General features: G+C 65.8%; 7 protein-coding genes. 5 read left to right on the top strand and 2 right to left on the bottom strand.

The window, feature by feature from the left end; translation table 11 throughout:
* Nucleotides 1-51: 51 nt before the first annotated feature.
* On the bottom strand, nt 52-1,755 hold the full coding sequence (locus ACQRUO_RS08730) for a proline--tRNA ligase (protein WP_428315173.1): 1,704 nt from the start codon (nt 1,753-1,755) through the stop codon (nt 52-54).
* Nucleotides 1,756-1,934: 179 nt separating this feature from the next.
* On the opposite strand from ACQRUO_RS08730, the gene ACQRUO_RS08725 reads away from it, so the two are divergent.
* Nucleotides 1,935-2,795: a class I SAM-dependent methyltransferase gene (locus tag ACQRUO_RS08725; protein WP_428315172.1), complete on the top strand. Its 861-nt coding sequence runs from the start codon at nt 1,935-1,937 to the stop codon at nt 2,793-2,795.
* Between the two features lie 156 nt (nt 2,796-2,951).
* Here ACQRUO_RS08725 and ACQRUO_RS08720 read toward each other — a convergent pair whose 3' ends face one another.
* Nucleotides 2,952-3,506: an NUDIX hydrolase gene (locus ACQRUO_RS08720; RefSeq protein ID WP_428315171.1), complete on the bottom strand. Its 555-nt coding sequence runs from the start codon at nt 3,504-3,506 to the stop codon at nt 2,952-2,954.
* 77 nt (nt 3,507-3,583) lie between these two features.
* Here ACQRUO_RS08720 and ACQRUO_RS08715 point away from each other — a divergent pair, with 77 nt between their 5' ends.
* The 4 genes from ACQRUO_RS08715 (at nt 3,584) to ACQRUO_RS08700 (ending at nt 9,958) form a co-directional block, all read left to right on the top strand.
* Nucleotides 3,584-3,916, top strand: a complete 333-nt coding sequence (locus tag ACQRUO_RS08715) for a hypothetical protein (protein ID WP_428315170.1) — start codon at nt 3,584-3,586, stop codon at nt 3,914-3,916.
* Between the two features lie 199 nt (nt 3,917-4,115).
* Nucleotides 4,116-5,690, top strand: coding sequence for an N-6 DNA methylase (locus ACQRUO_RS08710; RefSeq protein WP_428315169.1), 1,575 nt, complete (start codon nt 4,116-4,118; stop codon nt 5,688-5,690).
* Nucleotides 5,691-5,721: 31 nt separating this feature from the next.
* A complete protein-coding gene (locus ACQRUO_RS08705; protein WP_428315168.1) occupies nt 5,722-6,849 on the top strand; it encodes a restriction endonuclease subunit S in 1,128 nt (375 codons plus the stop codon).
* A gap of 31 nt (nt 6,850-6,880) precedes the next feature.
* Nucleotides 6,881-9,958, top strand: coding sequence for a type I restriction endonuclease subunit R (locus tag ACQRUO_RS08700; RefSeq protein ID WP_428315167.1), 3,078 nt, complete (start codon nt 6,881-6,883; stop codon nt 9,956-9,958).
* The last annotated feature ends 336 nt before the right edge of the window (nt 9,959-10,294 follow it).

Raw genomic sequence — 10,294 nt, 5'->3', positions numbered from 1 at the left:
GGTGGTGAGGCCAGTCAGGCCTCACCACCCCACACGCTGTCGAGTCGAGCTTTAGGCGGCGGTCAGCAGCTTGCGGACGTGCTCCACCGCCTGGGCTACCGGCACCAGTTGCGTCTCGCCGGTGACCCGGGTGGTGACCTCGACGGTCCCCTCGGCGAGGCCGCGGGCACCGACCGTGATCCGGTACGGGATGCCGACCAGCTCGACGTCACTGAACTTCACCCCGGGCCGCTCGTTGCGGTCGTCCAGCAGCACGTCCACCCGTTCGGCCCGCAGCTGCCGGTACAGGTCCTCGGCGGCCTCGGCCACCGTCACGTCGCTGACCCCCAGGACCACGACCGCGACCTTGAACGGGGCCACTGAAACCGGCCAGACGATGCCCTTCTCGTCGTGGTGCGTCTCCACGATCGACGCCATCGCCCGCTCGACGCCGATGCCGTAGCTGCCCATGGTCGGGACAACCCGGTCGCCGTCTGGGCCGAGCACGGTGACACCCAGCAGTTCGGTGTACTTGCGGCCGAGCTTGAAAATGTGGCCAACCTCGATGGTGACCACCACGTCGAGGGGTTCGCCGCAGTTGGGGCAGGGCTCGCCGGAGACGACCTCGCGCAGGTCTGCCCACTGCTGCACTGCGATGTCCCGCTCCACCGAGAGGCCCCGCAGGTGGACGCCGTCGATGTTGGCGCCGGTGGTCATGTCGGTGCGCCCGCGCAGGGCCTCGTCCGCGAGGATCGGCAGGCCAGTGACACCGACCGCCCCGAGGCTGCCGGGCGAGGCGCCGAGCGCCGCCTGGATCTCCCCCTCGGTCGCCGGCCGTACGGCGGCGGCAGCCAGGGTGTCGATGAGCTTCTGCTCGACCAGGCTGTGGTCACCACGCAGCAGGACCAGGGTCAGCTGGTCGTCGACCACGTACACCAGCGTCTTGATCTGCCGTTCGGCCGGGATGCCGTGCAGGCGGGCCAGTTCCTCGATGGTCCGGGTCTCGGGGGTGTCGAACCGCTCGGGCACGTCCAGACCAGGGCCATCCACCACGGCGGCCAAGGCGGAGGTGGCCTTCTCGGTGTTGGCGGCGTAGCCGCAGCCACGGCAGCGGACCACCAGCTCCTCACCGGCCTCGGAGGGACACATGAACTCCACTGACGCGCTGCCGCCCATGCTGCCGCTGGACGCCTGCACCGGGATCGCCGGAAGGCCAAGGCGCTCGAAGATCCGCTCGTAGGCGGCCTTGTGCAGGTCGAAGGAGAGGTCCAAGCCCTCCTGCACGAGGTCGAAGCTGTACGAGTCCTTCATCGTGAACTCGCGCACCCGCAGCAGGCCGCTCTTCGGGCGGGCCTCGTCGCGGAACTTGGTCTGGAACTGGTACCAGATCTGCGGCAGGTCCCGGTACGACCGCAGCTCCTGGGACAGGACGGTGAAGATCTCCTCGTGCGTCATGCCGAGGGCCATGTCCGCGCCCTTACGGTCCTTGAGCCGGAACATCTCCTCGCCCATCACATCCCAGCGGCCGGTCCGCTGCCAGATCTCAGCCGGGTGCATGGCCGGAAGGACGAACTCCTGGGCGCCGATCGCGGTCATCTCCTCACGGATGATGTCCACGATCTTGGAGCGGACGCGTACGGCCAGTGGCAGCAGGGAGTAGTGTCCGGCCATCAGCTGCCGGACGAACCCTCCTCTCACCAGCAGGCGGTGGCTCACCGCATCCGCGTCCGCCGGGTCCTCGCGGAGAGTGGGCACGTACAGCTGGGACCAACGCATGGGACCGGAGACCGTCCTCTCGGTGAAGCTGCGGTGTGTCACGGCGGCGCTCGCGCCGACATCACGACGGGGACCGGATCCTAGTGGCGGACCCCTGCCCGAATCACCCCATTTTGAGAAGCCCAGGTGAGAGGCCGTCAGGGTCGCACCTCGACAGGTGACAGCCCGAACGGAGACAGATGGCCAGCAACACAGCGGACCTGCCCAGCAGCGATCGGTCCGTCGAGGCCATCCGCCGCTTCTACGACGCCCTCGCCGAGGGCGAAGAGGACCGGCTCACCAAGGACGTCGCCGGCAGAGTCTCCTTCGAGATCCACCGACGCTTCCTGGAGCCCTATCTGCATGAAGGGCAGCGCGTGCTCGAGATCGGAGCCGGCCCCGGCCGGTTCACCACCGTGCTCGCCGAACACGGCGCCCGCGTGGTGGTCACCGACATCTCACCCGTCCAGCTCCGCCTCAACGAAGCCAACGTCTCCGCGGCAGGAGCCGAGCAGGCAGTCGAGGCCCGCCACACACTGGACATCCGCGACACCACCCACTTCCCCGACGCTGCGTTCGACCTCGTCCTCGCCTACGGCGGCCCCCTCTCCTACGCCTTCGACCAGGAGCACCAAGCACTCACCGGTCTCTTCCGGATCCTGAAGCCCGGCGGCATCGTGGTCGCCTCGGTGATGTCCTTGTGGGGGAGCTGGCGGGCCCGCCTCGCCGGTGCCACCCAGGTCGCGATCCGCCATGGCATCGACGTCGCCGATGCCGTGATCCGCACCGGCGACCTTCGCCACGTGCCCGACGCGACCCACGTCTGCCGCATGTTCACCTGGGAACAGCTCACTACCCTCGTCACCGAGTGCGGCGGCGAGATCCTGGCAGGATCAGCCAGCAACTGGGCGAGCCTCGAAGACCCAACCCTCCTGGCCGAGATCGAACGATCTCCGCAGCTCTGGGATCGATTCCTCGCCTACGAGACCGCTGCTTGTGCCAGCCACGGTGCCCGCGATGGCGGCACCCATATCCTCGTTGCGGCACGGCCACGCGGCTGAGCTCCGGGACGGGACAGCCACCATGGCATGTGTCGGCCGAGGACTTCTACGGCGCGGCTCCTCACCAACCGCACGGGTCAGCCCGCCAACGCGCCCGAATCGACCACTGGTCGGTAAGTTCGAAGCATCGCGGTGGGGCGGCGATCTCCCCGGCTATCACTGCCTTCGGGAAGCCAAGACATGCAGGAGCGCCACCAAGGTTCCCGAACCCATGAGCTTCCCCTCCGCCATGAGCATCGGGATCTCGAACATCGGCACCCACGCGACGTGGCCGGCCTCCTCACCGTCCTCGGGCGCGCCGACGAGGGTCGCCCCCTGACCGACGAATACCTCGTGCGGCGAGTCCACCATGCCGACCATCGGCTGGAAGGTAACCACGTGGCCGAGGTGATCCGGTCGCCAGCCGGTCTCCTCCTCGACCTCGCGCAGAGCAGCCCCCAGACCGTCCTCTCCGGGATCGACGATGCCACCGGGAAGCTCCCAGCCCCAGGACTGCGGCACGAAGCGGTACCGCCAGAGCATCAACACGCGGTCATCGGCATCCAGCACCGCGGCGATGGCCACGCGCTTCAACCGCACGACGTGATGCTCGAAGCGCGCCACGCCAGGCGGCTCGACGTCCACGAGCGCCAGCTGTACCCATGGGTTGTCATAGACCACGCGGTCGCCGTAGATCTTCCACGGCTCGAGCCCATCGGCCTGAGTGCTCATCAGCAATCACATCCTGGGAAGGCGGCAGTGGGCATAGCTGACCACACCTGCCAAGTGGGCGGCGCACGTCGAGCACATTGCCCCAGAGGTACCCCGCGGGTGAAGCGTGCGGACACGGTACCGGTGAGGCGCAGTACCTCCCGGCGGTCTCGTTCCAGGAGCGCGCCGAGACCTCGCTGATCACTCTGCTGACCCAGGTCCTGGGCTTCGCCGCCAGTAACTCGGCTGCCCGCCGAGTCGCTACTCAGAACGGCCTTCGGCTGATCGCCGAGCGTGTCGACGGCGAGCAGCACACCACCCTGCTCGACGAGGGCACCACCCAGCAAGTGCTGTCCGCGCTCGTCAGTTCAGCCGAACTCGCCGGCGAGGCGACCTTCTACCTCAAGGCCAGCCGGAAGCCGCCGGAGTAGCTCGACCTGAGCTGGCTGCGTTGTCCTGGGAGGGGGATATCGTTGGTTGGTCGCCCTGCACAGGGAACACCACGCTCCGTGTTGGTTAAGCCATCAGGAACGCTCGGTGTGCCCTGTCCGTGCCTGAGGCTGGGTGATCAGCAGGAGCACCACGGCCTTCGGGTCGCCGCCCTTTGACGAGCAAGGACACCCCCGACTGATGGCAGTGACCCAGCAGGAGATCGAGAACCGGCTGTGGGACGCCGCCGACGAGCTGCGTGTGGCGATGCCCGAATCGCAGTACTCCTCGGTCGTCTTCCCGCTGATGTTCTGGAAGTACCTGTCGGACACCTGGGAGCACCGCCGCCAGGAGTTCCAGGCCGAGAACCAGGGCCTGGAGTACTCCGCCGAAGAAGCCCGCGAGATCGAGTACCGCGACTACCAGTCGTTCGATATCCCATTCATCCACCCCGGCACCGTCCAGGAGCGTCGTTCCTCTTGGACGTCCATCCTCGCCACCGTCGCCCGGCCCGGCCTCGGCCAGCGCGTCCGCGCCTCCCTGCAGGCCATCGAAACGGCCAACCCTGACAAGTTCTCCCGCATCTTCGGGGCCATGACCTGGACGTCCGAAGAGGTGCTGCCGGGGGAGGTCCTGGCAGCGGTCATGCAGGCGATGGACCGAGTCCCGAAGATGCACGAGGGCAACATGTCCTACGACGTGCTTGGTGGGGCGTACGAGTACCTGCTGAAGCGCTTCTCCGACGGGTCCGGCACCCGCGCCGGCCAGTTCTTCACCCCGCGCGAGGTCGTCGAGCTGCTTGTCGAGGTCCTGGACCCCCAAAACCGCGAATCGGTGTACGACCCGACGTGTGGGTCGGGCGGCATGCTCATCGCCTCCGCGAACCTCCTGAAGGCACACAATAAGCGTGGCTACACGCTCAAGCTGCACGGGCAGGAGGCCGTAGCGGACACTGCGGGCGTAGCACGCATGAACCTCTTCATGCACAACCTCACCAAGTTCAAGATCGAGGTTGGCGACACCCTGAAGGACCCACGCTTCAAGAAGAAGTCGGACGGATCCGTCGCGCAGTTCGACGTGATCGTCGCCAACCCGCCTTACAGCCTGAAATGGAAGCCCTGGACCAAGGACCCGCGTGCCATCGGCGGGGTGGCACCCCAGTCGTCCGCGGACTGGGCGTTCGTACAGCACATGATCGCCAGCATGGACCCGTTGAAGGGCCGCGCCGGCGTTGTTCTGCCTCATGGTGTCCTCTTCCGCGGCGGCCAGGAAGCGGCTATCCGTCAGCGAGTCCTGGACGACGACCTCCTGGAAGCCGTGATCGGGCTGCCGGCGAATCTCTTCTACTCGACGGCCATCCCCACGGCGATCCTGGTATTTCGCGCGTCCGGTACTAAGCCCCCGGAGCGCAAGGGCGGCGTGCTGTTCATCGACGCCTCCAAGCGATTCACCAAGGCCAAGAACCGCAATGTCCTCACCAAGGTCGACATCGCCGACATGGTGCGCGCCTACCAGGCGGACTTCGATGCCGATGGCAACCCGGTGGACCTCAAGCTAGAAGTTGCTCTGCCAGCACGGCTCGTGTCCATCACAGAGATCGTGGCGAACGGGTACGACCTCAATATTGGTCGTTACATTAAGCAGTCCGCCGCCGAACAGGAAGACCTCGGCACCCTCATCGATGCCTACAACGTCGCCCGCGCCGAACGACAGAAGACCGAGGCTCGCATGCTCGCCGTGCTCGCCGACGCCGGGATCGAGGGTTTCGATGAGTGACGGTTATCCGCTTCGTCCTCTCGGGTCGCTGATGCGCCTCGACATCCAGCGCACGCCGATGATTCCTGCAACCACCTACCGTCTGGCTGGGGTCCTGAACGCAGGACAGGGGCTTGTCGCTAAAGGCGAACTCGACGGCGGAGACACAGAGTATGCGGCAATGAACGTGCTGCGCGTCGACCAGGTCGTGATGCGAAAGCTGACCGCATGGGAAGGCCCGATCACCGTAGTACCTGCCGAGTTCGACGGATTCGTCGTCAGCAACGAGTTCCCTACATTCACGCTTGGCCCGGAACTGGTACCCGACTGGGTTAGGCACATCTGCCGCTCACCGCGACTGTGGACAGAAATGAAGAATCGGGTGAGCGGGACAGTTCAACGGCGCAAGCGCCTTAATCCCGAGCAACTGTTGCAGATCGAACTCCCGATCCCGCCCCGCGAGGTCCAAGCGAGGATCGTCCAGGTACTCGACTCAGTTGACGACCAGATCGCCGCACTCAACACCGAATCCGAGGCGCTGGAGAGGATCCTGCAGTCCCTGCGCTCAGACCTGCCGGAGACGGATCATCAGCCCATCGGTGACGTACTGCTGGGGATCGACAGCGGTAAGAGCGTCCAGGCCGGGGGCGAAGCCTCTGCTGAGGAAGAGTTCCGAATCCTCAAGCTCAGCGCAGTGCAGCGTGGTTGGTTCAAGCCCTCGGAGGCCAAGGCGCTGACGGAGACCGACGCGTTCTCACCCAGTCACGTGGTGAGAAACGGAGATTTGCTTATCACCCGAGCGAACACGCCAGAGCGCGTCGGCTTCGTCGCAGTAGCGAAGGACGTGCCCGACGGGACATTCATGCCTGATCTGATCTGGCGCCTCCGCGTGGACGAATCTCGCGTCTCTGCGGACTTCCTTGAGCATGCCTTGTCATCGCTCGAATTGCGGACCCGTATCTCAGGGGTAGCCGGTGGAACGAGCAAGTCGATGGTCAAGATCAACAAGCGGGGTTTCGGCGCTGTTCGCGTGCCCATTCCGTCGCTTCCTGAGCAGGGTGAGTATGTCCGCCGGTGCGAGGCAGTGGTCGGGATGATCACGGCCACTCGTGCTGAAGAGGACCGTCTTCGTAAGGTCCGGGCGGGGCTACTGGCGGAGCTGCTGGACCGCACCATCTAGATTGAGTCTGCCGAACTGGGGGGTCTGAGCTGTGGCGAAGGGCATTCGGGAGCGCGAGTTCCAGAACTTGATGATTCGGTGGTCCCTCCCTATGGGCTGGGGCTTCACCGCCGGGCGGGCGTTGCCGCGTGAGACGACGCAGACAGTGATTGCCTCTCAGCTGCGAGATGCCATCGTCAGGTTGAACCCCGTGGTGATCGGGGGGTTCGACGTGGAAGCCGTGGTCGAGGAAATCGTCGCGACGGTCAACGCTGTCGAAGGCGGACTGGTTCGGGCCAACGAGCAGGTACTGCGCCTGCTGCGCGGACACAAGGAGTTCCGGGACGCCGACGGCGTGTGGCACGCCCTGAAGGTAATCGACTTCGAGCACCCGACCGCCAATACGCTGGTCGTGTCCGACGAGGTGACCATCACCGTCCCCGGCAAGACCTCTCGTCGCTTCGACCTCGTGTACTGGGTCAACGGCCTGCCCCTGGTCGTGGTCGAGGTGAAGTCCCCGACCGCAAAGTCCGGATGGGTCGACGCCGCCAACGAGATCAACAACGTCTACGCCACCGAGTACCCCTGGTTCTTTACGCCCAACGTGTTCGCCGTCGCCTCCGACGGACTGAAGCTGCGGTTCGGTGCCGCCGGCGCGCCCACGAACCTGTGGCAGCCGTTTCGGTCCACCGCCGACGACGAGAACCTGTCCGGGCAGGCCGACGTGAAGCGCTCCGTCGAGCTGCTGATGAACCCGGCCACGATCCTGGACATGCTCGCCAACTTCGTCCTCTTCGACACTGCCGGGGGCGGGGCTGACATCAAGTACCTGCCCCGCTATCCGCAGATGGAGGCCGCCCACCTGATCCACGAACGGGTCCTGGAGGGCGGGTCGAAGGGCCTGGTCTGGCACCATCAGGGGTCGGGGAAGACGCTGCTGATGGTCTTCGCCGCCTCGCTGCTGCTGGCTGACACCCGCACCGATTCACCCACGATCATCCTGCTCTCGGACCGAACCCACCTCGTCCGGCACACTGCCGGGGTGTTCACCTCCGCCATGGGGGATGCCTACTTCCACCGGCCCAAGACCAGCCAGAAGCTTCGTTCCCTGCTGGCCGACGACGTGCGCGGTGTCATCTCCACGACCGTCCACAAGTTCGCCGACGCCGGCGAGAACCTGTCGACCAGGGCCAACATCATCGTGCTGGTCGACGAGGCACACCGCACCCAGTCCGACAAGGAGAAGTCCCTGGCCGGGCAGATGCGCGCAGCGCTGCCGAACGCGAAGTTCTTCGGCATGACCGGCACCCCCGTACGGAACCTCGCCACTGACACTTTCGCCCTCTTTGGTGAGGAGGCTGACCCGGGCAGGGTGCTGCACCGCTACTCGGTGTCACGGTCTCTGCTGGACGAGGCGACCGTGCCGGTCGTGCTGGACCCGCGCCCGGTCGTCTTCGAGATGAACGACCAGGAGCTGCAGGCCGAGTTCGATCAGTTCGCCGACGACTTCGATCTCGATGACCCCGACCGTGAGACGCTGTCCCGCAAGTTCGGGCGCCTCACGTCGGTTTTCGCCAACCCCGACCGCATCCACGCTGTCTGCCAGGACATCGTGGACCACTACCTGGCCAGCGCCTACCGCAACGGCCTCAAGGCCCAGGTCGTCGCCTTCAACCGCGAGATGGCCGTGGCATACATGGAGAAGATCAACGAGCTGCTGGCCGGCTTCGAGGCGTCACAGGTGCTCGCCAAAGTCGGGAAGCACGCCCGGATCACCGCCGAGGTGAACATCTCCGTCTCGGATGCCAAGGACGAAGTCGCGGCCATGAAGCCGTTCCAGCTCTCGGAGGCCGAGGAGGAGGAGCAGAAGCGGCGGTTCCTTTCCCCGGACGACCCGCTGTGCTTCCTGGTGGTGACCGCAAAGCTGATGACGGGGTTCGACGCCCCGAACGAGGGCGTCCTCTACCTGGACAAGCCCTTGAAGGCCCACAGCCTGTTCCAGACCATCACCCGCCCGAACCGCACCTGGGTGTCCCCGACGGGGTTCGTGAAGACCCGCGGCGTGGTCGTGGACTACATCGGCCTGGCCGAAGAGGTCCAGCGGGCCGTCGTCGACCCCGCCTCGAAGGGAGCCAGCAAGGGCGGCGGGTTCGTCACTGACTTGTCCGCGCTGGTCGCCGAGTTCCGCACCACCTTCGCCCGCATCGAAGACCTCCTCGCGGACGTGGACGGCCTCGACCTCACAGTCCACGGTTACGAGTCCGTACGGGCTATCAACGTCTTCCTGGACGCCAACCCTGGCGCGGCCGAGGTGTTCACGAAGGACTACCGGCTCCTGGCCCGCCTCTACCCGCTCATCAACACCGACAAGCGGGTCGCCAAGTACCAGGACGGCTTCGGGCTGTTCGGATCCGTGTACACGACCCTGTTCAAGAAGTCCTCCGACGAGGAGAGGAAGGAACGGCTGGGCGAGCTCGGGCCGATGGTCCTGGACATCATCAACGCCCACGTCCACTCCTTCCGCGTGGCCGCCTCCCAGGAGGAAGCCCTCGTTCTGGACGCCCAGGGCATTGTCATCCTCAAGGAACTGCTGGCCCTTGTCCGCCCCAAAACCGACAAAGGCGACGGGGAGGACAAGAAGCCGCCGTCCGCGGCGGAGATCCTGGACCACATCAAGGCCGCCCTCGACAAGGGAGTCGAACCGGGGTCCGCGAAGTACACCGCCCTCGCGGAGCGGATAAGGCTGCTGCGCGACCGGATCATCCAGAACGCTCAGGACGCCCTGGAGTTCCTGTCCGAAGCACTCCGGATCGCCCGCGCCGTCGTGGATGCCGAGAAGCACCCCAACACCGCCGTCGTCGTGCTGGACGACGACCACGTTGGTGTCCTGTCGCGGATCATCCACGACCACGCACCGGCCGGCCTCACAGTCACCGAGAGGAACCTGGCCGAGGAGATCGACCAGGTGGTCACCCGCACCCTCGCCCGGTCGTGGGACAACGCCGACGCTCGCAACCAAGGTGCCCGCCGGGCCACCGCAGCGGTCTTCCGCCGGTACATGTTGAAGCCGGTGGGGGAGCCGTATGACTCCACTGTCGCCTACATCGAAGCCCACTACCTGGTTGACTGACGAACGCTTAGAGGCGGCCCAGCAACCTGTGGTGATTGCTGGGCTTGTCCTCCTGCTTATTCGAGCATGAGTAATCCACTGGACCGCACTTGCTGGCGACGAGGGATTCCGGTCCTATGCCAGGCGCAGGGCGGAGGCTGGTGCCTGTTACGCGAAGACTGGGGTGATCGTGACAGTTCAGGCTCTACCCGTTGTGCGATGTGCTGGGAGCTCGCAGGCAGCATCGGCGAGGGGCAGCCACTTCTCAGCGATGCTCTGGGACCGTAGGGGCACCACGCCCCCCGGCGACGCCGGGATTCGAGGCGATCACGTGGATGATCGCTCCGCCCCTGTGTA

The sequence above is a fragment of the Kitasatospora sp. LaBMicrA B282 genome (assembly GCF_050325825.1).
In the GTDB taxonomy this organism is placed as follows: Bacteria; Actinomycetota; Actinomycetes; order Streptomycetales; family Streptomycetaceae; genus Kitasatospora.
The sequence above is the reverse complement of the archived record's forward strand: the minus strand, read 5'-3'. Positions and strand labels throughout refer to the sequence as shown.